The organism is Paenibacillus sp. FSL R7-0333, from assembly GCF_038000365.1.
GTDB classification, from domain to species: domain Bacteria; phylum Bacillota; class Bacilli; order Paenibacillales; family Paenibacillaceae; genus Paenibacillus_AQ; species Paenibacillus_AQ silagei.
The window spans coordinates 1598541-1623889 of the sequence record NZ_JBBOBZ010000001.1; the positions used below are offsets into that span (position 1 = coordinate 1598541).

A 25349-nucleotide genomic window follows, 5' to 3' on the forward strand; every position below is an offset into this window, starting at 1 on the left:
TTTTCAGGGGAAAAGTCTTTTGAATTCGCGGATGGCCTATGATAAGTTGTTTGCTGAAAAACGGAATATGCCCCTGCTTCAGGAGGTAAACCAGGAGGAACTATGAAACCACAATTTCGCTATTTGGACAAACCGGCGCTTGAACCTGTACCAGGCTGTGACTGGGCGGACAAAATGGTGTTGAATCCGGCGATCATTCAGGACCCTGACTCGAATGACATTCATATGCTGTTTCGGGCAACGGGCCCGTGGCCGCAGAAGAGAAGAGAGGGCTGTCATGATCCCTATCCGATTTTTTTGGGATACGCGCGGAGCAGGGATGGGGGAGAGACCTGGGAGGCGGATTTTTCAAGACCTGCCCTGGCTCCCGCCCTCGGGTATGAAGAGCATGAATTGTACATTACGGACATTTACGGAAAAAGAGTGCGGAATTATGCCAACGGTTGCGTGGAGGACCCCCGTATCTTTTATATCGGGAACGAGCTGTATGTCACGGTGGCCTGCCGGGCCTTTCCCCCTGGCCCCTACTGGCTTAGCAGCCAGCAGCCTCCGGTCCAGACGCGCTTTGAATATGTGCCGGATTGGATCTTTGCGGGAGAGAGTACAGATCCGTTCATTCAATCGGCCCGGGCGAATGATACGGTCAGCGTTCTGTACAAGCTGGATTTAGCCAAGCTGAAGGAGAGGAAATATGAAGACGCTTTCGTGTATGTAGGCCCGCTTACCGAGGGGCATGTCAGCGATAACCGTGATGTGTTCCTGTTTCCTGAGAAGATGAGGATTGCAGGTAAATGGCAATATCTGATGCTGCACCGGCCGATGAATGTCCTTCCTTTTGCCGGAGGGGAGCGGGCGGGCAAGCCTTCTATATATCTGGCAGCGGCAGAATCGATTGCGGATTTCGCTTCACCTGCGGCAGTCCACCGGCTGCTGGCCAGTCCGCTGTTCGATTGGGAGGAGGATCGAGTGGGGGCAAGCTGGCCGCCGATCGCCTTGGGGGATCAGGAGTGGCTGGTGGCTTATCACGCGAAGAAAAATGTGCAGTTTGGCTATACCCAGTCCTTCATGATCCTCAAGGAGCAGGACAATGATTTTCCGGTTATCATTCACCGGTGCTCTGACCGTCTGATGTATGCCGAGCGGGATTGGGAGATGCCGGAGGATTACCCTACGCCTTGTCTGTTTACCACGGGTGGTATTGTCGTGGGGGAGGATCTAATCATGTCTTATGGCGCTGCAGATCAAAAGGCGGGTATCGCCTGGGTCCATTTTGCGGAATTATTGGAGTATATCCGGACATTTGATGAGAACGGCATCCTGCTGTAACGGGAGAGCCCGGCCGCTGCCGCCTGCCGCAAAGAATAGAATTCTGTCCCTCAAGAGTGAGTCTGCCGCACTCCTTTTGCGGGAGGGGTGGCCTATAATAGAGAACGAGCTCACAATACAAATGTCAATCAAAGGGGTAGAACGTATGCAGAAAAAATGGTTGGGCCTCAGCCTGAGCCTCATGCTGGCCGCCGGAATCGCCGGCTGCGGCGGGAACGGGAACAATAACAAGAGCGGTGGTGCGGCAGAGGGAACACCCGGAGCGGCAACAGCGAGTCCGACAGCTTCGGCCGCAGCAGATACAGGCGAGCCGGTACAGCTTAAATACTGGACCGATGACCGTCATGACCAGGAATATATCAAGGAACTGATCAACAAGTTCAATGAGACGAACGGTGAGAATATCCAGGTGGAACTGACAGTCATGTCTGAGAACTACGCGCAGAGCGTCGATATTGCCTTCACCAGCAACCAGGCACCGGACATCCTCCGTCTGAAGAGCGGCAACACCCCCGAATTTGTCAAAAAAGGCTATCTGGCTCCGATTGACGATTACCTGACCGACGAGATCAAAACGAAATTCGGCAGCCTGCTAATCGACAATGTCAACCGTTTTGACGGCAAGGTGTATTCTTTGGCCAACACCGGCCTCACCCTGCGTCTGATCTACAATAAGGATCTCTTTGACAAAGCAGGCATCGCGAATCCTCCGGTATCGTTGCAGGAAATGGTCGATGATGCCAAAAAAATCACTGAAGCCGGCAAAGCCGAGGGCATATACGGCTTCGCGCTGAACTTCAAAAGCCCGAAGGCGGCCTTTGACCGTTCGATCCGCGAGATTCTCTCCTTGAGCGGCTACCAGGGCCTTGGCTTTGACCTGAAGACAGGCCAGTTCGACTTCGCGCCTTACTCTCAGGTTATCGAGTATTTCAAGCAGATGTACGAAGACAGAAGTATTCTGCCGGGGGCGGAGACACTGGATATCGACCCGCTGCGCGCCCAATTTGCCGCAGGCAAAATCGGCATGTACCTCAGCTTCTCGACGGAGCCGGGCGTATACCAGGACCAGTTCCCGACAGAGATCAACTGGGCAGGTGCGCTCGCCCCTACGCTGGACGGGCAGATTAAGGGAACCTCGGAGATCGTATCCGCCGGCACCTGGCTCGGGATCAGCGCGAAATCGGCGCATCAGGAGGCCGCCTGGAAATTCATGCAGTACATGTACGGCGACGATATTCTGAAGACGTATCATGAGAAGGGCTTCGGGATTGCTGTAGTGCCGAGTATTGTGGAGCAGGCCAAAAAGCCGGAAATTGGCGGTATGGAAGGCTTCCTGGTCGGTGAGCATGACTCGCTCTGGCCTGCTGTGCCGAACGTCACGCCGGAAGGCTCTACCTATGCGGATGCTTTCTTCAAGTATATGCTCTCGGGCGGGGATGCCAAGGCCATTGCTGCTGATCTGAATACAAGATACAATGACGCATTGTCCAAAGCAGTGGAGAAGGGTGAGGTTACCGTTACACCGGACCCGGCCTTTGATCCAATGAAGCCGCAGGGAGAATAACGGGTTACACAGGGGCTTGTACGGGATTCCCGGATCAGCCCCTTTGCTTTCCCTGAAGGAGACTAATTATGATTTACAAATGGAAAAGACTTGGGGAGAATTCCCTGTTCCTGGCACCGAGCATCATTCTGACACTCACGCTCGGCATCTATCCTCTGATCTGGATGCTGCGCTATATGTTCTATGATTATGCCGGATACGGCGAGGCGCTGTTTACCGGGCTGGACAATTTCAGCCGGCTGCTGCGGGATACCCTGTTCTGGGAATCGGTCGGCAATACCTTCGTTTTTGCCGGAGGGAAGCTGCTGCTGACCCTGCCGCTGTCCCTGCTGCTGGCTGTTATTCTCAACGGCAGACTGCGCGGGTCGAATCTGCTCCGGGGCATTTATTTCATGCCGACGGTTATAAGTACCGCAGTGATCTCTGTTGTTTTTTATAACATCTTCAATTCCTATAACGGCATGGTTAACACAGTTCTGATGAAGCTGCATCTCGTCTCCCAGCCGGTCGACTGGCTCGGTCCGAAGCACGCCATGCTGACGGTTATTCTTGTGGCCGTATGGGGTGCCGTCGGGAACTATATGCTGCTCTTTCTCGCCGGGTTGCAGAGCATTCCGCAGGACCTGTACGAGAGCGCGTCCATCGACGGAGCGAACGCCGGAAGACGCTTCTGGAATATTACGCTTCCGATGCTGGCTCCGGTAGCCCAGATGGTCATTATGCTGGCGATTATCGCTTCCCTGAAGGGCTATGAGAGCATCATGGTCATCACCGAAGGCGGACCGATCGGCAGAACAGAAGTCATGTATCTCTATCTCTACAAGCTGCTATTCCCGGTATCCACCGGTTCACCGGTAACACAGCAGCTCGGCTACGGCAGCGCCGTGGGCTTCGCCACCGCTGTGATTGTCGGAGCGGTAACCGGCCTGTACTTCTTCTTCAGCCGCAAAATGAACAAGGTGTATTAGGAGGCTTATCCAAATGAACGAATCTGTGATATCCAAGCAGCCCGCAGGGCGGCCGCAGACGGCTGGCCGGACGCCCGGTTTTGCCGGGAGAATCGTGACCCGGACCGTGATGTGGCTTTTCCTGCTGGCAACGGCGGTCCTGACCCTGTTTCCGCTGCTGATGACGCTGACCGGTTCCTTGAAGACCGGGGCAGAGATGATGACTGGCGGAACCCTTTTTCCCGCCAAGCTGCAATTCAATAATTATGCTGAAGCCTGGAAACAGGCCAATTTCGCCCGCTATACCTGGAACAGCGCTTTTATGAGTGTAATGGTGACGGTGGGGACGCTGCTGGTGGCCTCGATGGCTGCTTATGTGGTGGACCGGCGTGATTTTCCGGGGAAAAGAATCTATGTCACAGTGCAGGCGTCCATGATGTTCATCTCGGTCGGGGCCATCGTCCTGCGCCCGCAGTTCGATCTGATGGTTGCGCTGCATCTGAATACGACGCTGTGGGGGGTTATTCTGATTCTGGTCAGTGCCCATTCCAGCACCTTCTTCATGCTGCAGGGCTTCTTCAAGGCGATTCCCCGGGAGCTGGATGAGGCGGCGATGGTGGACGGCTCGGGCTTCATCCGCACCTTCTTCCGCATTATTCTGCCGCTGCTGACCCCAGGGCTTGGGGTGGCCGGATTATTCGCCTTCCGCCATGCCTGGAACGAATACATTCTGCCGCTGGTCTTCACGATGACCAATCCGCAGCTGCAGACGCTGACCGTCGGGCTGGCGAATCTCCGCTACGGCTCATCGGCTGCGATGCAGATTCATCTGATGATGGCCGGGGCTTGCCTGTCCATTCTGCCGATGCTGCTGGCGTATGTATTAGCCAACAAGACCTTCATCCAGGTGACGGCCGGATCGGTGAAGGGGTAATAAATTTGAAGATAGGCGTATGCTCCGCAGCGAGTTTTGCGAGGTGGAATCTAGTGATGGCTACGCTATCCAAACTTTTAGGAGGACAATAATGAATAACGGACATATTACAGTGCAGCAGACAGAAGTGCCTGTCTCCCGCGAGGTGGATGTGCTGGTCATCGGCGGCGGGGCGGCAGGGATTGCCGCTGCCATCTCCGCTGCCGAAGGCGGGGCGAGCACCATGATCGTGGAGCAGCGGGGGTATCTGGGTGGAATGGGCACAGTGGCGCTGGTGCCTGCCTTCTGTCCCTATACGGACAAGGTCAAGCCGATTATCCGTGGCCTGGGCCTGAAGCTGATGGAACGGATGAAGCAGGCCTGTGATCCAGGGTATCAGGAGGAATACCGCGAGCAGCTGGACTGGGTGCCGATTGATCCTGAAGTGTTGAAGCGCGTCTATGACAGTGCAATTCTGGAGAGTGGTGTGACGCCGCTGTTCCACACCTTTGTTTACGATGTGGTGCGGTCTCCCGATGGGCAGACGGTAGAGGGTGTACTGATTGTCAATAAATCCGGGAGATCCTTCATCCGCTGCCGTTATATCATTGACTGCACCGGCGACGGCGATATTGCTGCCCTGTCGGGCGTGCCGTTCCAGAAGGGGGGCGGAGACGGGGAGCTTCAGCCGGGCAGCATGTGTTATCTGCTGGCGAATGTGGACCGTCCAAGCTTCAGCCGCTTCCTGGCGGAGACGGGAGATACAAGTCAATTGCACCGGACGGTGGAGCAGGCCATCCTGGAAGGAGCGCTGCCGGAAGGCCGTAAATCCATCTCCGGGCTGGCCTGGGTGAGCGATCAGCTGGTCGGCGTGAACTTCGGCCATGTGTTCGGGGTGGACGGAACGAAGGCCGAGGACCTTACACGCGGAGCCATTGAGGGCCGCCGGACGGTGCTGCGGCAGCTGGAATTCTTCCGCAAGTATGTGCCCGGCTTCGAACAGGCGCATCTAGTGGCAAGCGGAGAGCAGCTTGGCATCCGGGAGACGCGGCGCATCCAGGGCGATTATACGCTGACTGTGGACGATTTCGTGGCCGCACGTTCTTTCCCGGACGATATCGCCCGCAATGCCTACTACATTGATATCCACTTGGCGACCAGCAAAAGTGATATGACCTTCAATCATCTGCCACCGGGCGTCTCCCACGGGGTGCCTTACCGGGTGATGCTTCCGGTGGGCATCCGCAATCTGTGGGTAGCGGGACGTTCGGTGTCCTCGGACCGGGCGGTACAAGGCTCCCTGCGCGTCATGCCGAACTGCTTCTCAATGGGCCAGGCCTGCGGCACGGCCGCAACGCTTGCGCTACGGGACGGCACGGACTCCCGCAGTATCTCGGTTCCTGAGCTGCAGCAGCGCCTGCTGGAGCAGGATGTGTGGCTCGGGGAGAATTTCGTTCCGGGGGCGGCGGAGCAGGATGCGGGGCAGGGGCAGTGAGCGGCGCGAGGAATGTGAAGAGTGTTAAGGGCGTGAAGAGCGTGGGGAACGTGGAGAACGAGAAGAGCGCGGAGCGAACGGAGAGTGTGAAGAGCGGGAAGAGCCTGGAGAGCGGGAAGAGTGTGGGGAACGGGAAGAACTTGAAGAACGTAAGGAGCCTCCCTTTGCTGGAGGATTGGTTTCACGGGGCGGTCTCACTGGAGCACCGGCAGGAGGGGATCAAGCCCTGGCGGATTCCGTTCCGGGACTATGATCTATATCCGCCGGATGGGATCGGCGGCAAGGCGGAGATCTGCTCCGGTATCCGGCTGCGGCTGACCACCGATTCCGGGGTCCTTCTCCTCTGGTTTGAACCGCTGGCGGAGGAGGCTTCGCTGGATTGCGTTGCTGACGGCCGTCTGGTCCAGACGCTCAGGCTTGCTGCGGGGGCTGGAGAGGCCCGCTTCACCGGACTTCCCCCTGGTGTGAAGGAACTGGAAATCTACCTGCCGCAGAATACCGGCATGACGATCAGCGGTCTTGCGATTGATGATGATGCTGTTGCCGAACCGCTGGCAGATCGGCGGCCTCGTTGGGTGACGTATGGAAGCTCAATTACCCAGTGCGTAGCGGCTTCTAGCCCGTCGCGCACCTGGCCGGTGATCGCCGCCGCAGAGATGGGCTATCACTTGACCAATCTCGGCTTCTCCGGCAATTGCCTGATGGAGCCGATGGCGGGCCGGCTGATCCGGAATCTGCCGGCTGACCTGATTACCTTGTGCGTCGGCGTGAACATCTACGGCGCAGCATCCTCCAGTCCGCGGATGTTCAAGCCGCTGCTGATCGGTCTGCTGGAGACCATCCGGGAGAAGCATGCAGAGACACCACTGGTAATCATCTCGCCGATCTACGGAACGGAGCGTGAGACGGAGGAGAATCCGCTAGGCTTCACTCTGCCGCTGATGCGCCGGGAGATCGCGGATACAGTGAAGCTGCTGCAGGCGCGGGGAGACCGCCATCTGCATTACCTGGATGGTCTGGAGTGGTTCGGTCCGGCGGACGGGAACCTGCTGACCGACGGCCTGCACCCCGGTCCCGAAGGCTATGAGCTGCTGGGCAAACGATTCAGCGGCAGACTGGCGGCAGCGCTCCGGGGCGAAAAGCTACACTAGTAGAGCATCGGATTTAGAACTGTAAGAATGAACCTCAGGGGTGTTAAAGGCTGAGCATAAACATCAAGCTAGATGTTGGGCTGATCCTGCACCCGTTACCGCTTTCTGCTCTTACATTCAAGTAGGTGATTGTATTTCCTGCAATAGAAAATGGATTACAGACCGTAAAATGAGATTCTATTGTATTTCATACAGTAGAATGTTGTGTTTTGGGTGAAAACTGGCCTTTGTTCAACATTCAATTGTACAGAATACAATAGATTCTATTTCGAAGCCTTTTTTACAGTATTCTAATGTACAAAATGCAGTTACTATCGTTCCATCGACTAAGCATCCGAATGACTGCTGTGCGAATGAGATGCTGGCTCGTTAAGGTCCGGTAATGGTCCCATTTTCACAATATTAAATCTGATGCTGCACCAGTAGAGCATCCAATCTCACTCTGAGGGTTTGCTATGACCCGATTAAGTACCAGCAATAGGCTTAAGTGTATTTTGTACAACTAAATCTTCTGATGTACCGCTGAATATGCATTTAGTTGTATTTCATACATTTAAACTGGCATCCCTACCTGGGTTATCGCCCATTCCGGCAGATTTAGTTGTACAAAGTACAGCTAGAAGAGGCGAACCTTTCTTTTCACGGTTTTTAGATGTACAGAATACAACTATCGCCGAATACTCGGTTCAAATACAACTTTAACGTTACCATAATTATTAACTAAATTCAGTCCTTGTGCTCTAATACTCTACTAGCTGAAAATGGAAGATTTCATGTGAACATTTTATAGATTAACTATGCAAGATGATGCATAATAGGGATGCAAAGACACTGGTTACGCTTTCATCTATTAAACTACAGAGGGGAATCTGCACAATGAACGATCTGACAACAGGAACGCTGACTTCAAGTCCGGTGATGGTCCGGCATCCGCTTAACCCGATTCTGAAGCCTTCTGATGTACCCTATGGACCGGCGATGGTATTCAACGCCGGTGTGACGAAATTCAAGGGCAGATATGTCATGGTGTTCCGCAATGATTACGGGGATGAGAGCAAGGAGATCGTGGCTCCCCATCATACCACCAATCTGGGCCTTGCCTTCAGCGATGACGGCGTCCATTGGGAGGTACAGCCGGAGCCTTGCTGGTCCTGGCATGATGAAGAGGTGGTCCGGGTGTATGACCCGCGCCTGAGTGTCGTCGGAGATCGCTGTTATATGTGCTTCGCAGTCGATACACGCCACGGGTTGCGCGGCGGGATCGCCGTTACTGACGATTTCTCCTCTTTTGAGGTGCTTAGCCTGTCGCTGCCGGATAACCGCAACATGGTGCTCTTCCCGGAAACCATCGGAGGCAAGTATGTAAGGCTGGAGCGCCCGCTTCCGGTCTACAGCCGGGGCGGCCGCGACCGCTTCGATATGTGGATGAGCGATTCCCCGGATCTGAAGTACTGGGGGAACCATAAGCTGCTGCTGGCCGTTGAGCAAGTGGCTTATGCCAATGACAAGGTAGGTCCCGGTGCGCCGCCGATGAAGACGGACAAGGGCTGGCTGACCACCTTCCATGCGGTGGACCTAGACCCTGCCCGGGGCAAGAACGGCTGGGAGGACAGCTGGAAGAAGCGCTACACCGCCGGTATTATGCTGCTGGACCTCGAAGATCCCAGCAAGATTATCGGCCGGGCGGAAGCTCCGCTGCTGGTGCCGGAGGCGGTGTATGAAACGGCAGGCGGCTTCCGCAACGATGTGATTTTTCCCGGCGGGATGATTCTGGAGGACACCGGAGAGGTCAAAATCTATTACGGTGCGGCCGATACTGTGGAATGCCTGGCGACGGCCCATGTGGATGATCTGCTCCGGCTTTGCCTGGAGCCACAGAGATAATTAGACCGGTTGTATAGGCAGGGGGACTTCCGTTATGCGGAGGGCTTCCTGCCTTTTTCATTAATAAGGAAATTATGATGCATCGGCAGGATGACTATATTCTGGATCAGTAACAGGAATGACTTCACTGATTTCACCGGACACATGGACAGCGCGTGGTCATCTGGGCCGAATGTGGTCGGAAAACCGACTACATTCGGTGCGACAGAGACGTGTGAGCCAGATATGGTCGAAAAACCGACTACATTCGGTGCGGCAGAGATGTGTGAGCCAGATATGGTCGAAAAACCGACTACATTCGGTGCGGCAGAGGTGTGTGAGCTGGATATGGTCGGAAAACCGACCACATTCGGTGCGGCGGAGGTGTGAGGGCGGGATGTAGTCGAAAAACCGATCACAATGGGGATGCTGCAGGCTTTTTGTTCTAATTATCATAACCTGTCTTGACGCCGGGCCGGAGCAGCCGTATGGTACAAGTGACAAAAACCACAATCCTTAGGGAGATACAGGCTCAAGAAGGGGGAACTATGAATACATTCACAGCCTATGTCCGGCAGCTCCGGCGGCAGATCGCTGGCAGGTATTACCGGATATCCATCAAACAGAGGATTCTGTTCTCGTTCATCGTGCTGATCACGCTGTCCATCGGTGCAATGGGCACCTTCTCATATTGGATTGCCGCGCAGGAGATCGAGGATAACGCCTACGCCGGCAGCCGGGAGACCGTAAGCAAAACGGCCCAGCTGCTGGATTCCCGCCTGAATGATGTAGCGCTCTCTGTACAGTCCCTGATGCTGAGCGATGCGTACCGCAAGATGATGCTCGATGTGTTCAGCCATGATGTGTCGAATTACTACGTACATCTGTCCGATCTGCAATATGTCCTCTCGCAAGCAATGTTCAATCAGCCGATCATTGAGAGTGTGCTGATCGTAACCCCGATTGGCGATTTCTATCCCACTACGCAGATCCGGGCGCAGGACAACTCGTTCTACGGCTCGGAATTATATGATCTGAGCAAGGAGCGGCCGGGCGGCTACTGGGCCAAAGGACATTATGACCGGTTGTTCACAGGCAGCCAGCGGGTGGTCTCCTTCGTAGTCCGGGGAATTTATGAATACCCTTACACGCCGATCAGCAATGTATTTATTGTGGTCAATATCAGGGAGAGCCGGATCGATGAGCTGCTGAATACAGGCGGAGAACAAGCAGGGAGAAATTATTATCTGGTGAGCGGGGAAGGAGAAGCTGTGGTGGAGTCCCGCTGGCCGTTCCGGGGCAGGTTCCCCTGGAAGCCGGTGCTTGTCGAAGCCGGAAAAGCGGCCGATCCGCAGGATCACTACTACAGCTATGGCGGCAAGGAATATCTGGTGAATTATACAAGCTCAGCGGCATCCCCCGACTGGATCATCTCCGGCATGCAGTCGCGGGACCAGCTGCTGGGCAAGCTGCAGCGGGTGCAGCGTATCACCATCTATGTCATCGTTGTTTTCCTGCTGGCGACCTGGCTGATTTCCAATAAGCTGACATCTGTGCTGCTGAAGCCCCTGTTCAAGCTGCGGCGGCTGATGCGCAGAGTCGAAGAGAATCAGCTCAGTGTGGTGTATGAGAGCCGTTATGAGGACGAGATTGCCCAGGTCGGCTTTCAGTTCAACCGGATGATGTCGGAGATTAAGACGCTGATTGCGGATGTGAAGACCAAGGAGGAGGGCAAACGGCATGCAGAGATCCGTGCCCTTACGGCGCAGATGGAGCCGCATTTTCTGTACAATACGCTCAATACCATCTATTGCAAATCGGTCATGGGCGAGAATGACGATGTGAATGAGATGATCCTGTCGTTGTCGCAGATGTTCCAGATCGGACTCAGCGGCGGCAAGGATCTGATTACCCTTGCGGATGAGCTGTCCCATATGCGGCAGTATTTCGCCATTCAGCAGAAATGCTATGAAGGTCTGTTCGAATACACGGTGACGGTAGAGGACGAGGCCCTGCTGTCCTGCCTGCTGCCGAAGATTATCCTGCAGCCGGTGGTGGAGAACAGCATTCAGCATGGCTTCAGCGACCGGACCATAGGAGGCAGGATAGACATCACGGTCAGCCGGGAGCAGGGGCTGCTGCATATTTGCATTACCGACAACGGACGGGGACTTGATGCTGCACAGGTCAAGCAGGGGATGGCCACGGCTCCGCAGTCGAGGAAAGGTTATGCCCTGTTCAATATCAGGCACCGGCTGGCGCTGTATTACGGGGATGAAGCCCGTATGGATGTGGGCGGCGAGCCAGGTAAGGGATCACGGACGGATCTGTGGATTCCCTCAGAGGAGGAGCGTTGAAGGATGGAACGGAAGCTGGAGCCGGAAAGGTTCAAATTATGTGTAATCGACGATATCAAAAGTGTGGTGGAGATGGTCTCGCGCAAGCCGCCGTGGCAGGAGTACGGTATTGAGGTCGCCGGTACGGCGCTTGACGGCGAAGCGGGGCTGCAGATCATCCGCGAGACCCGTCCGGACATTGTGCTGACGGATATCCGCATGCCAAGAATGGACGGCCTGCAGATGACCCGGGCGATTCTGGAGGTGCTGCCGGACTGCAAGATTATTATTCTCAGCGCCTACTCGGAGTTCTCTTATGCCCAGGAAGCGATCCGGCTGGGGGCACTTGATTTCGTGAAGAAGCCCTTTTCCCTGGAGGAGATTGTGAATGCAGTGCTGAAGGCCAGGGAGCTGTGCCGGGAGGAGCGTCAGGAGACGGCCAGACTTGCTGTGATGGAGGCGAGAATCAGGGAAAGTCTGCCTATTCTCCGCCAGGAATATCTCACCTTCCTGCTGCACCACCAGACGACAGAGACAGATGCCCGTTCCCGCTGGGCCTATCTTGATATCCCGCTGGACCAGCATGATTTCTTCGTGTTTGTCGCCGAGATCGATCATTTCGCGGAGAAGCTGGGCGGCCAGCCTGTGCAGGAGGTCGAGCTGCTGAGGTTCAGCCTGCACAATATTCTCGAAGAGACGATTTCCGCCTGGACCCGCGGCATTATTATCCGGGAGGCGACAGACCGGTACGTCTGCATCATGAACGGCTCGGACCCGGAGACCGCCGCGTTGATTACGGAGGCCTGCTGCACGAATGTAAGCCGCTTCTCGCGTCATACCATTTCTATTGGCGTGGGGCTGGGCACGGCGGCGATTCAGGGGCTGGGTACGGCGTACAGGCAGGCGCTGAGCGCCCTGGGGTATCATTTCTATACCGGCGGCAACGGGGTCTATCATTATAGCAATATCGAGAATAAACCTCTATCACTTCACAGCTATTCCGCCGCCGCCGAGCAGGAGCTGCTGTTCGCCCTGCGTTCCGGCAATTCCGCCAAAAGCCTGCAGGTGCTGGACCAGTTGTTCGCGGAGCTGCTGGACAGCGGGCTGTGGCCTGAGCCGCGTTATGTGGAAAGTGTCGGCTATGAGCTGAGCTCCAGGATCTGCCGGGTCCTGCTGGAGCAGTTCCCTTACGGGCAGGTGGAGCCGCTGGAGCTCCGAATTTCCGCCCTGAAGAACCAGATGCATCCTTCCCTTCAAGATATCCGGGACCTGCTGTCCTGGCTGTGCCGGGAGGCCTGTGCGCTGGTTACGGAGGCCCGTTCTCTGGAGTCCACACGGATTATCCGCCAAGCCGTCGAATACATCCATGGTCATCTGGACACGGGGCTGTCACTGGAGCAGATGGCGAAGCAGATTAACCTTAGCCAGGGGTATTTCTCCAATCTGTTCAAGAAGGTGCAGGGAATTTCGTTCCAGCAGTATGTGATGCATGAGAAGATGGAGAAGGCGAAGGCGATGCTGATCAGCGGCCGGCAGGTTCAGGAGATCGCCCAGGATCTCGGGTATGAGCACAGGCGCTATTTCAGTGAGGTATTCAAGAAATATACGAGCATGACTCCGTCGGAGTTCAAATTGCATTATATTGGAAAAGAATAGCAATCAGCAGGGGAGGAATTTCCGCAGGGCGGAGATTGCCTCCCCTGTTTGTATACAACTCCTACAGAAATCTGCCCTTAATGTGGGCTTACCCGCCTTATCTGAATCCGCCTATAGAACTATAATCAAGTTGTAAGCGAATACAGCAGGGTATATAAGGGGGCACTACCAATGATGAAGCGTACGCTAATGACATCTCTGAGCCTGGTCCTGGCACTCGGCTTGGCAGCCTGCGGCAATGGTAACAGCGGCGGCGGCAATGCAGCTGAAGGCAAGGGAGAAGGGGCGAAGGCCGGTTCGGGGGTAAAAACTAAAATCAGCTATTGGACAGGCGACCGCCACGATGCGGATTTTATAAAGGAGAAGGTAGCCGAGTTCAACGCATCCAATCCTGACGGGATTGAAGTGGAACTGGTCGTCAAGGGCGATGACTTCGATACCGCGCTCGATCTGTCCTTCCAGACCTCGGATGCGCCGGATGTGATCCGGGCGAAGGAGAATACCATCCAGACCTTCTATAAAAAAGGCTTTCTCGCTCCAATTGACGAGTTCCTGAGCGATGAGATGAAGACGAAATTCCCGGCCATGCCGGATCTGAATGAATTTGACGGCAAGCGTTACAGTCTGCCGAACTATGGAACGACCATGCGTCTGGTGTACAACAAGGATCTGTTCGCCAAAGCAGGCATTGAGCATCCGCCGACAACCCTGCAGGAACTGGTGGATACCGCCAAGAAATTGACAGCAGCCGGCAAAGCGGACGGTGCTTACGGCTTCGCCCTTAACTTCAAGAACCCCGGCAGTGCGTTCGCACGTTCAGCGCGGGTGGTTGCGGAGATGAGCGGCTATGGCGGCTTCGGGTATGATTTCAAGACGGCCCGCTATGACTTCAGCGGCTTCGAGCCGATCATCAATGCTTTTAAGCAGATCAAGGACGACGGCAGTATGCTGCCGGGTGTAGAATCGCTGGATATTGATCCGCTGCGGGCGCAGTTTGCGGAAGGCAAGATCGGAATGTACATGTCCTACTCCTCGGAGCCGGGCGTCTACAAGAATCAGTTCCCGGCCAAGATTGACTGGGCGGCTGCTCCAGTTCCGACCATCGACGGCAATGTGAAGGGGGCTTCCGGCTTCCTCGGGGGCCAATGGCTGGCGCTCAGCTCGAAATCAGAGCATAAAGAAGCAGCCTGGAAGTTCATGGAGTTCATGTACGGCGATCAGGTGCTGACGGATTATCAGGAAAAAGGCTTCGGCATCTCCATGGTTCCGTCTATCAGCGCAGCAGCCAAGACACCGGATGTGAACGGCATCGAAGGCTTCCTGCCGAACAAGTACGATGGAGTGTGGCCGGTCTATCCGTCTGTAGCACCGGAAGGCATGAAATCGGATGACGCCTTCTTCAAATATATGCTGAACGGCGGCGACCTGAAGGCGATTATCGCTGATCTGAACAAACGCTATAATGCTGCACTGGACAGTGTGATTGCGAATGACGGCGTGAAGGCCGAGCCGGATGCCGGCTTCGATCCCGCCGCTCTGGGCGGCAAGTTCGCCAAATAGACAAAAGGTTAGGGATAGAGATATAGGCCGGGATAGCGGGGGGATGAGGGAGCAGCTCCCTCATCCCTCTGCTCTGGCCGTAAAGGAAAGGAGCCGGAAGAAACCAGATGAACAAAACGAAACATGCCTTATTCTCATACAGCTTTATCTTTCCAAGTGCCTTGCTTACGCTGGTCCTCGGGATTTACCCGATTGCCTGGGCGTTCCGCTATATGTTCTATGATTACAAAGGGTTCGGAACGGCCAGGTTTACCGGCCTGGCCAATTTCAGCCGCATCCTGAAGGACACCCAGTTCTGGGATTCGGTGGTGAATACGTTTGTCTATGCAGGCGGCAAGCTGCTGATCACCATTCCGCTGGCCCTGCTGCTGGCCGCCATATTGAACCGGGGGCTGCGGGGCAGACAGCTGCTGCGGGGGATTTTCTTCATGCCTACCGTCATCAGTACTGCCGTAATGGCTGTAGTCTTCTTCACGATTTTCAACTCGTATAACGGAATTCTCAACCAGTTCCTGATCCGCTCAGGCATCTCTGATTCCGGTGTCGATTGGCTGGGGCCGAAATATGCCATGCTCACTGTCATCCTGGTTGCGGCCTGGGGGGCGGTCGGCAATTACATGCTGCTCTTCCTCGCCGGTCTGCAGAATATTCCCGAGGATGTGTACGAGGCCTCTTCTCTGGACGGGGCAGGGAAAATCCAGCAGTTCCGCTATGTCACCCTGCCGATGCTCGGGCCTGTCATGCAGATGGTTATTATGCTGGCGATCATTACAGCCCTGAAGGGCTACGAGAGCATCATGGTACTGACTGAAGGCGGTCCTGTAGGCAAGACGGAGGTCATGTTCCTGTATTTGTACAAATTATTTTTCCCTGTCGGCGGGGGCAGCGCGGCGGTTCAGGTCCAGGAATTCGGATACGGCAGTGCGGTCGCCTTTGTGTCTGCGGTCATTGTAGGGATGATATCACTCATTTATTTCTACGCATCCAGACGCATGAATCAGACCGATTGAGGAGAGAGGCTATTATGAGACTAAGAACCATACTGGGTAAAATCATCCTGTGGATTTTTTTGCTGACTGTTGCTTTTATCACCCTGATTCCAGTCGTGATCACCATCCTGGGCTCCTTCAAGACCAATGCTGAGCTTACTGCGGGAGCGACTTTCCTGCCGGAGAGCTGGCACTTCTCGAACTATGCCGAAGCCTGGTCGCAGGCGAATTTCTCCAGATATACGCTGAACAGCCTGATGGTTTCTCTGGCGGCAGTGGTTGGCACGCTGCTGGTTTCATCCATGGCGGCTTATGTGGTGGACCGGATGGATTTTGCCGGCAAAAAATTGTATATTGGACTGCAATCGTTCACCATGTTCGTGGCTGTAGGGGCGGTCGTGCTGCGTCCGCAGTTCGATCTGATGGTTAAGCTTCATCTGCACAACAGCCTGTGGGGCGTGATTTTGATTCTGATCTCCGCCCATGCTTCGATCTTCTTCATTCTGTTCAGCTTCATGAAGGGGATTCCCCGCGAGCTGGACGAGGCGGCGCTGATCGACGGCTGCTCCCCGGGCCGGACCTTCTGGCGGATCATTCTGCCACTGCTCGGACCCGGACTTGGCGTAGGTGCCCTGTTCACCTTCCGCGGCGCGTGGAATGAATATCTGCTGCCGCTCGTGTTCACGATGACGAAGCCGGAGCTGCAGACGCTGACTGTCGGGCTGGCGAACCTGAAATACGGGATTTCGGCCGCTTCCCAGACCCATTACATGATGGCGGGAGCCTGCTTATCCATTCTGCCGATTCTCGTCGCCTATCTGTTCGCCAACAAATCCTTCATGCAGATGACGGCCGGTTCCCTGAAGGGGTAGCTGTCCTGCACTGCACAGACTATATACAACATGAAACACTCAACATTCAACATTTAAGGAGGTACATCCCATGACACTACACATTCCGGCGATTCTGCAATCCGCCCCGTTCATCCGGCGGTATCCGGGCAATCCGGTGCTGGATGCTGCAAAGGTTCCTTACCCCACCGCACTGGTATTCAATGCCGGTGTAACGAAATTTAACGGCAAATATGTGATGATCTTCCGCAATGATTACGGCTCACTGGCCGATCAGACGCTTGCGCCGCACCATACTACGGATCTCGGCATTGCTTACAGCGATGACGGGCTGAGCTGGACCGCCGGCCCGAAGCCGGTGTTCAAAATGTATGACGAGGAAATTATCCGCGCCTATGACCCGCGCCTGACCGTGCTCGGCGGCCGCTGTTATATGTGTTTTGCTGTGGATACGCGCCATGGCATCCGCGGCGGGATTGCCGTCACCGATGATCTGGAACACTTCGAGGTGCTCAGCTTGTCCACACCGGACCTGCGCAATATGGTGCTGTTTCCCGAGTTAATCGGCGGTAAATATGTCCGGCTGGAGCGCCCCTTCACGGTGTACAGCCGCGGCGGCCGGGACCGCTTCGATGCCTGGATCTCCGAGTCGCCGGACCTTGTGCACTGGGGCAACTCCAGCCTGCTGCTCGCCGTCGAGCAGGTGCCGTTTGCCAATGACAAGGTCGGTCCAGCTGCGCCTCCCGTCCGGACGGACATGGGCTGGCTGACCACCTTCCATGCGGTGGATGTGGATCCGGCCCGGGGCAAGCACGGATGGGAAGACACCTGGAAGAAGCGCTATACTGCCGGAATTATGCTGCTGGATCTGGAGGACCCCCGCAAGGTGCTCGGCATGAGCAAGCAGCCGCTGCTGGCACCGGAGACAGATTATGAGATTGGTGGGGGCTTCCGCAATCATGTGATTTTTCCCGGCGGGATGATTCTGGAGGATGACGGCGAGGTCAAGATCTATTACGGTGCGGCTGATACGGTTGAATGTCTGGCGACTGCCCATGTGGACGATCTGCTCCGGCTCTGTCTGGAGCCATAAATAAGATTGGAAGCTAGCTGAAGGTGGGAATGGGGAGTAACAGTGGGGGGGGCTGGCTCAATAGCAGCGCTCCTGGGCAGATTGTGCACAAAATGCAACAATGTTACCTCAATAGCAGCTACCGTGGGGAGATTATGCCTAAAGTGCAACAATGTAGTTCAATAGGAGCGGTCAGCGTGGAAATCCTGCAAAAATTGCAACAATACAGCTCAAATTAGCACCGGAACGCCGAAATTCCTGCAAAAGGTGCAACAATGCCGGAACCCAGCCAAACCCGCTAACTGAAAGCGGGCATTGGTGCGGGACTGAGGTGTAAAAGTACACTTGAATTATCCGAAAGCGGGCGCAGGGCGGAAATGAGGTGTATAAATACACCAGATCCAGCCGGAAGTGGGCGCAGGGCGGAAATGAGGTGTATAAATACACCAGATTCAGCCGAAAGCGGGCGCAGGGCGGAAATGAGGTGTATAAATACACCACAGCGGGAGCGGCTGGCATCCGGTCAGCCCGTCAACTGCTGGAGCAACATGTGCAGCACCCTCAGCTCGTCAACTGGTGCAGCACCAGTGCACATGCGCCTGTTGCAACTGCACGCTCGCCCAGGCTGCTCCGGGTGAAGCGGACATTGTACTGTCCGCGGTAGTAGGTCCGCTCCAGGGCGATCCGCGTGGCGGTCTCGTAGAAATCTGCGGCGAGGAACAGCGGGCCGCCCAGGATGACCTCCTCCGGGTGGAGGATGTTAATCAGGTTCGCCAGCCCGATGCCGCAGGCCACCGCCATCTCATCGAATAACCTGACCATCACTGGATCGCGCTCCCGGAGCGCTTCCAGCAGATGGACGAATTCTAAAGCCTCCGCATGCTCTGCCAGAGCACGGAGGCTTGTGCTGCTGCCCATCCGCCAGGCCTCTCGGGCCTGCCCCTCCAGCGTCCGGACCGACACATAGCTCTCCCAGGCCCCGGCGTTGCCGCCGGGAAGCTGCGGCGGTACTCCCGCGCGGTCAATGATCATCTGCCCAACCGCTCCCTCGGTATCAATTATGCCGTAGAGCAGCCGCCCATCGTTCATAATAGCGGAGCGCAGGCCGATTCCGGCATGGAGATAGAGAAGGTGCTGCTGCATCCGGTTGCTGCCGGCCCAGTATTCGCCGAGCAGTGCCGTATTGGCTCCATTATCCAGATAGACAGGCACCCCCAGGCGCTGCTCCAGCTGTTCCTTGATATGTACTTGTGACCAGCCCTCTGCAGGAAAATGGGCCGGATTCAGGATAACTCCGGCTGTGCGGTCCAGCGGACCAACCGCGCCGATGCCCAGACCGGCGACCCGGCTAAGCTGGACAGAGGCTGCGTCAAGCATCTGTAAGCCTTGTCTGTGGAGCGACTTCATGAGAAGCTCGGGGGTAAGCCCTGCATCCATGCTCCAGGTATGCTCGCCCAGCAAGCGCAGATGAAAGTCCGTCAGCACAAGCTTGGCATGGGTCCGGGAGATCTCCAGTCCGAGCAGATAAGCGTAAGATGGATTCGTCTCATAAAGGGTAGGGCGGCGTCCTCCGGTGGATTCGCCGAAGCCGACCTCAACCAGAAGCTCCTGGGACAACAGTTCATCCAGGATGCGTGTTAACGTGCTTATGGTCAGTCCGCTTTCGTCCAGCAGGGTCTGCTTGGAGACGGTACCGTGTTTTCTGACCGTGAAATAGATCTCTTTGGCTTTGGGGTTGGCGATGACTTCATGAATAGGCAGCACAGATGGTTCTCTCCTTATGAAAAGACTATACCTGACGAATGGACTACATCTGCTTCAACAATGACATAAAAAGCAGGGTGTCGCAACTATCACAAGGAGAGCGTAAGCGCTCTTTCGAACTTGTAGCCGCTGCCGGGGAGAGACGCTGGACGGTCAGGCAGCACATGAGGATAAGTAGGCGCTAGTGGAGGGGATTGTTCATCCTAGAGCAGCGCCTTGAAGGAATGGCGGATCACATCGCCGCGGCTGATGATGCCGACCAGCACATGGTTCCGTTCAACAGGAACCTTTTTGATCTGCTTTTTGCCGAGGATGGTGGCGATGGCTTCAATATCTTCTTCGGCATGCACAGTGATGACCTTCTTCTTGGCGATAGCCATTACGTTCAGATCCAGCAGCTTCTGCGCCCGTTCCTCGAACAGATCATTATCCCCGACGAACACATTAATCTGGAAAAAAGAATCCACAATCAGATCCTCATGCCTGCCGATATAGCGCATAATATCCCCGTCGCTGAGGTAGGCGACAATCTCATTCCGGTCATTCACGACAGGCATACCGCTGATCCGGTGGGCAATACATTTCTCAATAAAAGTCCGTACGGTATCTTCCTGCTTCACCTTGTACACCTGACGGACCATGAATTCATGGGCTTTCATACCGGTTCCCCCTGAAAATTAGCTTTTGCAGAAATAAGTTGTATCATGAAAGTATATACTTGTATTATACAAGTGGAAAGAGTAAAGTCAATGAATAAAAGAGAAGAGGGGCAACCGGCATGGACAAACATTCAATTGAGACAATAGAGCTGGAAATGGCGGTTCTGTTCCGCCGTCTCACTTCAATTACCACGTTCAAAAAAATCGGCAATCTGGATCGTGCGGCCTACCTGCTGCTGCATCACATTGCCTCTCGTGAAGGAACTGCCGGGATCAAGGCAATCTCCGATGAGTTTCAGCTGGATATTTCTACGGTCAGCCGGCAGGCTGCCTCACTGGAGAGTAAGGGGTACATCACCCGGGTACCGGACCCTGTGGACGGGCGGGCTTATTCGCTGCAGATTACGGAGACGGGCCAAGCGAGTCTGGAGGAGAACCGGCAGGTCCGGCAGGAGATGATCGAACAACTGCTAAAGGGCTGGTCGGAGGAGGAGGGACAGCTGTTCGGGGAGCTGCTGCGGAAGTTCAATGCAACTTTTCTGGAAGAGGGCTGATGGGTCCCGGAAGTCTCTGGAAGCCCACTGCAGACATCACAGCAAAAGGGCCGTCCGCAGCGTTACTTCACGCTGCGGACGGCCCTTTGCATAGTATTCAGGGAAGCGGAACAGGTCTCAAGCAAAGCCTGCATTCCCGCTCATCCCCACCCACAGCGGGGATTGCTCCAGACAAGCGGCGAGCTGGAGCAGCAGGTCCTCGCGCCCTTTGGAGGCCATGACCTGGACGCCGATCGGCATTCCTTCGGCCGTAAGATGCACCGGCACGCTCATGGCGGGCTGGCCGGTCAGGTTGGCGAGCTGGGTGAAGGGCGTGTAGGTCAGGCTCGGCTCGAACATTTCATAGATCATCCGCCGCTGCGCATCCTTCGGCAGTCCGCTGATCTGCATCAGCTCCTCTGTCTCCGCCGTGGTCTGGGTCAGCTCTCCGACCTTCGGGGCGGAGTCTGCATTAGCCGGAGTAATATACAGATCGAAGCGGTCCATCAGCGCGGCCATTTGCGCAGCGGCTACATCCCATTCGTGCAGACTGTGCACGAATTCTGCCGCCGAGACCTGCTTCCCGGCTTCGGCCAGCACCCAGGTGACAATATCCACTTCCTCTGCCTTAATTGCACGGCCCATGGCGCTCTCCAGCGAGAGGAACATGGCGGATACTTCTCCGGCGTTCATCGTATAGTAGTTGTCCATCAGCCGCACCCCGTTGACCGGGCTCAGCTTCTCTTCCACCTCATAGCCCTCGGACTCCAGCCACTTGACCGTCTTCAGCACGGCCTCTACCGCCTCAGCGGATACCGGTGTTCCCACCGGCGAAGCGGTGGTGAAGGCGATCCGCAGCTTCCGCTGCGCAGGCTTCAGCAGATCGTCCAGGTAGACGCCCGGATACAGCGGCGTCTGAAAAGCCGCTTCCGGCTGCACCACCTGCAGCAGATCCAGCATCGCGGCGCTGTCCCGCACCGAGCGCGTCAGCGCAAAATCAATCGACGCGCCCTGCCACTGGCGGCCGATCCCCGGGCCGACCGGCGTACGCCCGCGCGTCGGCTTCAGCCCGAACAGGCCGGTGAACGAGGCCGGTATGCGGATGGAGCCGCCGCCGTCACTGGCTCCGGCGGCCGGGACGATCCCGGCGGCAACCGCCGCCGCCGCACCGCCACTGGAGCCGCCAGGTGAACAGGCAGGGCTCCAGGGATTGCGGGCCGGGCCGTGGAGCAGGGGCTCGGTGATATTTTTGAGTCCGAATTCCGGCGTATTCGTATGGCCCAGCGGAATGAAGCCGCCGCGCCGGATACGGGCCACATAGTTAGAGTCCCGCTTCGCGACATTGTCCTTCATCAGCAGAGCGCCCGAGGTCAGCGGTTCGCCGCCAATCGCCTGGGAGATATCCTTCAGCAGGAAGGGGACGCCGGCGAACGGACGGGGGGGATCCCCGGAATCAAGGGGCATCTCCGTAGCCTCCTTCAGCGCAGCCTCCCGGCGGGTGCGCACCACCGCATTCAGCAGCGGATTCACCTCATCCATCCGGGCATAGGCGGCTTCCACAAGCTCACGCGCCGAGACCTCACGTGCCTTAACTAGGGCGGCAAGCCCCAGCGCATCATAACCGGAATAAGCAGACAACGACATAGCTATAACCTCTTTCTGGCAGGAACAGGCAGGCTACTTAGCGGTCAGGCTATAGCTGCAGTCTCGCGCATAGTATATTGCGTTATAAGGAGGGCAGAGACTTTTCAAGTGCGCTCATCTGTAAGATATTGTTTCACTGGAGGCGGCGTGTACTCTGCGAACTGCTGCAGAATGCCCTCCGGCGTGGTAGCGTTCAGCATGATGGAATGATGCTTCTCCTGCATGAATTGTTCCCGGGCCATGTTGCTGAACAGGGCAATCAGCGGATCATAATAATGATTCACATTAAGCAGTCCGCAGGGCTTCTGATGCAGGCCGAGCTGAGCCCAGGTGAAGATCTCGAAATACTCCTCCATCGTGCCCGGGCCGCCCGGCATAGCAATGAATCCGTCCGCCAGCTCAGACATCTTAAGCTTCCGTTCGTGCATAGAGTCTACCATGATCAGCTCCGTCAGACGGGTGTGCTCGATCTCCCTTTGCTTCAGAAAATGCGGCAGCACCCCGATCACCTGACCTCCGGCCTGCATCACACTATCTGCAATAGCGCCCATCAAGCCTACAGTAGCTCCGCCATAGATCAGCGTAATGTTACGTGCGGCAAGCTCCTTGCCGAGTAGAATAGCGGATTCCTTGTATACGGGCGAAGTCCCTTCACTGGAACCGCAGAACACTGCGATACTCTTCATAAGCTGCTGACTCTCCTTTATCTTAGTATCTAAAAATGCTTGGTGTATGTGTGTCTACAACAAAGATACCATACGATGTTGTGCGTTAGAAGGATATGCTTAATGTTTAACTCTGGATTACATTCATTTTACAAAGGGGTCTATGTACAAGAGGAGCCAACAGAAGTTGTTGGCCCCTTGCAGATGCTCTTAATGGACAGGGGTTAATTCGGCGACTAATTGTAGGGCTTTGGCGGCATCGATGCGCCCATAGCCATACCGGTCATGCCAACTGCCCGACATGGGTCTTGCGGATTTGCGGAGAATCTCGTGAATTTCCTCACTGGATAAAGAAATGCCGTGGGCCAACGCCTCTGCGAGCATCAGGGCAACAATACCGGTTACAGCGGGAGCTGCCATGCTGGTGCCCATCATAGGAGTAACCTTATCTATTGATCCTGATTTAGCGGCCATAACCATGAATTGTTCACGTTCATTTTGCGTAGCATTTCCTCCAGGAGCACTAATCTCCGGCTTTTGTCTTCCGTCACGTGTCGGACCGGCGCTGGAGAAGAAGGAAAGTGGTGTGCCTGCTTCTTTGGCGCTGTATGAACCGACAACGACTGTTTTTTTGCCGCAGCAGATTGAACCAAGGGTGTAAGTGTTATCCAGCGGTTCCTCGAAATGGGATTGACCAATATCATCCCGCTCAATCCAGGCATGATATTTACCGGAACGGATATTCACTCCGCGCAGTCTAAGTGTCCATGCACCGGCCGGTAAACCTCTCTCCATGAAGATATTGATGACGTTGTCACCGTTGTTCGGATCTTGTTTACGGTGGGAGATGAAGATCAGGATTTCATTCCGGTTCCCGACTGCCTGGTGATTCGTGCCGAGCTTAACCTCACCGAGGTTATCCCCATCCGGAGTGATGAACTGGCAGGATAATTCATCTGCTGCATCGTACCAAAGCTCGATTTCGTTAGAGGTACGGTCTGATTGTTCCACGATCCAGCGGAGATCCTTCACCTCATTCTGGCGAATGATACCACTGGCGTGTATGCCGTCGGTATAAGAGTTGCTGGCGGCCAATACGATGGCCCGATTGTTAGCAGCGGTTAGGAGTGTATCGAATCCTACCTCAACCAGAGAAGTGCCGTCATGGGGGCCGCCGTTGGTACCCAGACTTATATTGGTAACACACGGCCGGTCTCCGGCGAGTTTATAGATGTATTGCAGAGCCTCCAGCAGATGCACTGAACCCCCGAAATCTCCTTTGACCGCGTCCGGTCCCGACCATGGAACATCATCGGCATTCAATTGTACAAAAATGATATCTGCCTGAGGAGCAGTACCGGGAACATTAGTTCCGTTACCGTTGCCCGCAGCAGTATCCATAACGTGTGTTCCGTGCCAGGGCTCATCTTCATGTTTGGGATCAGAAAGATGTAATGCCGCGAACGGATCATCTGTTTTCAGAGCACGGTTTAATTCGCCCTGTGAAAAGACTTTGCCGTAACCAAACTCGGTATCACTGGAATTAGGAACCGTCTGATCCCAATAGCTAAGTATCCGGCTTGTCCCGTCTGAATGGATAAAGTTCTTATGGGTAAAGTCACATCCATAATCTACAATCCCTACGACCACCCCTCTTCCGCCGTGGCTGTTGGTATTTTGATTCAGCAAGTCCGCCCGGGCCTTGGTTTCTTCAATGGTCTTAAAGAGCTGGGGCTTCAATAATTGTGATGACTTCATGCTCATTACCGCCGGTGAATTGCGGATCTGTTCAATCTGATCAGCGTCAATCCGGGCGGTAACGAGCCGTACATTCTCCTGCTCCTCAGGCACGCTGCCCAAGTCGGCAATTTGCCGGACTCCGGACAGATTTTTCCACGCCTCCATATCCTTCACCTTGGCGATAACCGCGATTTCGCGGGTATCCGCTGTCCCCGTTGATTCTGCGTTGAACAAATGCGGATGAGCATCCTTATGTTCACTTTGATTAAAGGCAATGACCCGCTGCAGTCTTGGATCAAGCTTAGTGGGGATCTCATTCGTTGTTTCTTTGAGTTTCATTTCATGTCTCCTTTAGCTGGTTAGTGTACTGGAAAATACAACGTCCATATACTTTCACTAATTTGAATTTTTATAAAAACCATTTTATTCAAACCGATACATCCTATGGGATATGAACAATGCAGCAAGAAAATTATGGTCATTCATACACGGGCATTCTTATTAAATGCATAAATGCATGTCGTCAAATAAACAATTATGTAAAAAAAAGTAAGTATCATCAAGTTAATGATTTCACATAATACCTGCGTTCTTTATTGGGAGGTACCCAAAAAAATAAAT

General features: G+C 55.1%; 20 protein-coding genes. 15 read left to right on the forward strand and 5 right to left on the reverse strand.

What is annotated here, in order from left to right; genetic code table 11:
* The first annotated feature begins 102 nt into the window (after positions 1-102).
* From MKY86_RS06660 to MKY86_RS06725, 14 genes are all read left to right on the forward strand, one after another.
* Positions 103-1326, forward strand: a complete 1224-nt coding sequence (locus MKY86_RS06660; RefSeq protein WP_076079698.1) for a glycoside hydrolase family 130 protein — start codon at positions 103-105, stop codon at positions 1324-1326.
* A 145-nt stretch (positions 1327-1471) separates the two neighbouring features.
* Entirely contained in the window at positions 1472-2890 is a 1419-nt protein-coding gene (locus MKY86_RS06665; protein WP_076079697.1) for an ABC transporter substrate-binding protein, read from the forward strand.
* A gap of 68 nt (positions 2891-2958) precedes the next feature.
* On the forward strand, positions 2959-3858 hold the full coding sequence (locus MKY86_RS06670) for a carbohydrate ABC transporter permease (RefSeq protein WP_076079696.1): 900 nt from the start codon (positions 2959-2961) through the stop codon (positions 3856-3858).
* A gap of 13 nt (positions 3859-3871) precedes the next feature.
* Positions 3872-4771: a carbohydrate ABC transporter permease gene (locus tag MKY86_RS06675; protein WP_076079695.1), complete on the forward strand. Its 900-nt coding sequence runs from the start codon at positions 3872-3874 to the stop codon at positions 4769-4771.
* 91 nt (positions 4772-4862) lie between these two features.
* Positions 4863-6245 (forward strand): FAD-dependent oxidoreductase, encoded by a 1383-nt coding sequence (locus MKY86_RS06680; RefSeq protein ID WP_076079694.1) that lies wholly within the window; start codon positions 4863-4865, stop codon positions 6243-6245.
* Entirely contained in the window at positions 6185-7396 is a 1212-nt protein-coding gene (locus tag MKY86_RS06685) for an SGNH/GDSL hydrolase family protein (RefSeq protein WP_340826661.1), read from the forward strand. Before MKY86_RS06680 ends, MKY86_RS06685 begins: the two co-directional genes overlap by 61 nt.
* 876 nt (positions 7397-8272) lie before the next feature.
* On the forward strand, positions 8273-9280 hold the full coding sequence (locus tag MKY86_RS06690; protein ID WP_083685211.1) for a glycoside hydrolase family 130 protein: 1008 nt from the start codon (positions 8273-8275) through the stop codon (positions 9278-9280).
* Positions 9281-9370: 90 nt separating this feature from the next.
* Positions 9371-9649: a hypothetical protein gene (locus tag MKY86_RS06695; protein ID WP_076079693.1), complete on the forward strand. Its 279-nt coding sequence runs from the start codon at positions 9371-9373 to the stop codon at positions 9647-9649.
* A gap of 158 nt (positions 9650-9807) precedes the next feature.
* A complete protein-coding gene (locus MKY86_RS06700; protein ID WP_076079692.1) occupies positions 9808-11616 on the forward strand; it encodes a cache domain-containing sensor histidine kinase in 1809 nt (602 codons plus the stop codon).
* 3 nt (positions 11617-11619) lie between these two features.
* The gene (locus tag MKY86_RS06705) at positions 11620-13251 is read left to right on the forward strand and encodes a response regulator (protein WP_076079691.1); all 1632 of its coding nucleotides are present in this window, start codon (positions 11620-11622) and stop codon (positions 13249-13251) included.
* Between the two features lie 171 nt (positions 13252-13422).
* Positions 13423-14811, forward strand: a complete 1389-nt coding sequence (locus MKY86_RS06710; protein ID WP_076079690.1) for an ABC transporter substrate-binding protein — start codon at positions 13423-13425, stop codon at positions 14809-14811.
* A 107-nt stretch (positions 14812-14918) separates the two neighbouring features.
* Positions 14919-15821 carry a carbohydrate ABC transporter permease gene (locus MKY86_RS06715; protein ID WP_076079689.1) on the forward strand — a complete coding sequence of 301 codons (903 nt, stop codon included), beginning with the start codon at positions 14919-14921 and terminating at the stop codon, positions 15819-15821.
* Positions 15822-15835: 14 nt separating this feature from the next.
* The gene (locus MKY86_RS06720; RefSeq protein WP_076079688.1) at positions 15836-16672 is read left to right on the forward strand and encodes a carbohydrate ABC transporter permease; all 837 of its coding nucleotides are present in this window, start codon (positions 15836-15838) and stop codon (positions 16670-16672) included.
* Between the two features lie 70 nt (positions 16673-16742).
* On the forward strand, positions 16743-17744 hold the full coding sequence (locus MKY86_RS06725; RefSeq protein WP_076079687.1) for a glycoside hydrolase family 130 protein: 1002 nt from the start codon (positions 16743-16745) through the stop codon (positions 17742-17744).
* A 540-nt stretch (positions 17745-18284) separates the two neighbouring features.
* Here MKY86_RS06725 and MKY86_RS06730 read toward each other — a convergent pair.
* Both MKY86_RS06730 and MKY86_RS06735 read right to left on the reverse strand, forming a co-directional pair.
* Positions 18285-19487 carry an ROK family protein gene (locus tag MKY86_RS06730; RefSeq protein WP_076079686.1) on the reverse strand — a complete coding sequence of 401 codons (1203 nt, stop codon included), beginning with the start codon at positions 19485-19487 and terminating at the stop codon, positions 18285-18287.
* Between the two features lie 203 nt (positions 19488-19690).
* Entirely contained in the window at positions 19691-20146 is a 456-nt protein-coding gene (locus MKY86_RS06735; protein WP_076079685.1) for a CBS domain-containing protein, read from the reverse strand.
* A 119-nt stretch (positions 20147-20265) separates the two neighbouring features.
* On the opposite strand from MKY86_RS06735, the gene MKY86_RS06740 reads away from it, so the two are divergent.
* The gene (locus MKY86_RS06740; RefSeq protein WP_076079684.1) at positions 20266-20700 is read left to right on the forward strand and encodes a MarR family winged helix-turn-helix transcriptional regulator; all 435 of its coding nucleotides are present in this window, start codon (positions 20266-20268) and stop codon (positions 20698-20700) included.
* Positions 20701-20817: 117 nt separating this feature from the next.
* Here MKY86_RS06740 and MKY86_RS06745 read toward each other — a convergent pair whose 3' ends face one another.
* From MKY86_RS06745 to MKY86_RS06755, 3 genes are all read right to left on the reverse strand, one after another.
* On the reverse strand, positions 20818-22323 hold the full coding sequence (locus MKY86_RS06745; RefSeq protein WP_076079683.1) for an amidase: 1506 nt from the start codon (positions 22321-22323) through the stop codon (positions 20818-20820).
* A 104-nt stretch (positions 22324-22427) separates the two neighbouring features.
* Positions 22428-23009: an LOG family protein gene (locus tag MKY86_RS06750; protein WP_076079682.1), complete on the reverse strand. Its 582-nt coding sequence runs from the start codon at positions 23007-23009 to the stop codon at positions 22428-22430.
* Positions 23010-23198: 189 nt separating this feature from the next.
* Positions 23199-25067 carry a S8 family peptidase gene (locus MKY86_RS06755; RefSeq protein ID WP_076079681.1) on the reverse strand — a complete coding sequence of 623 codons (1869 nt, stop codon included), beginning with the start codon at positions 25065-25067 and terminating at the stop codon, positions 23199-23201.
* Positions 25068-25349 lie beyond the last annotated feature (282 nt).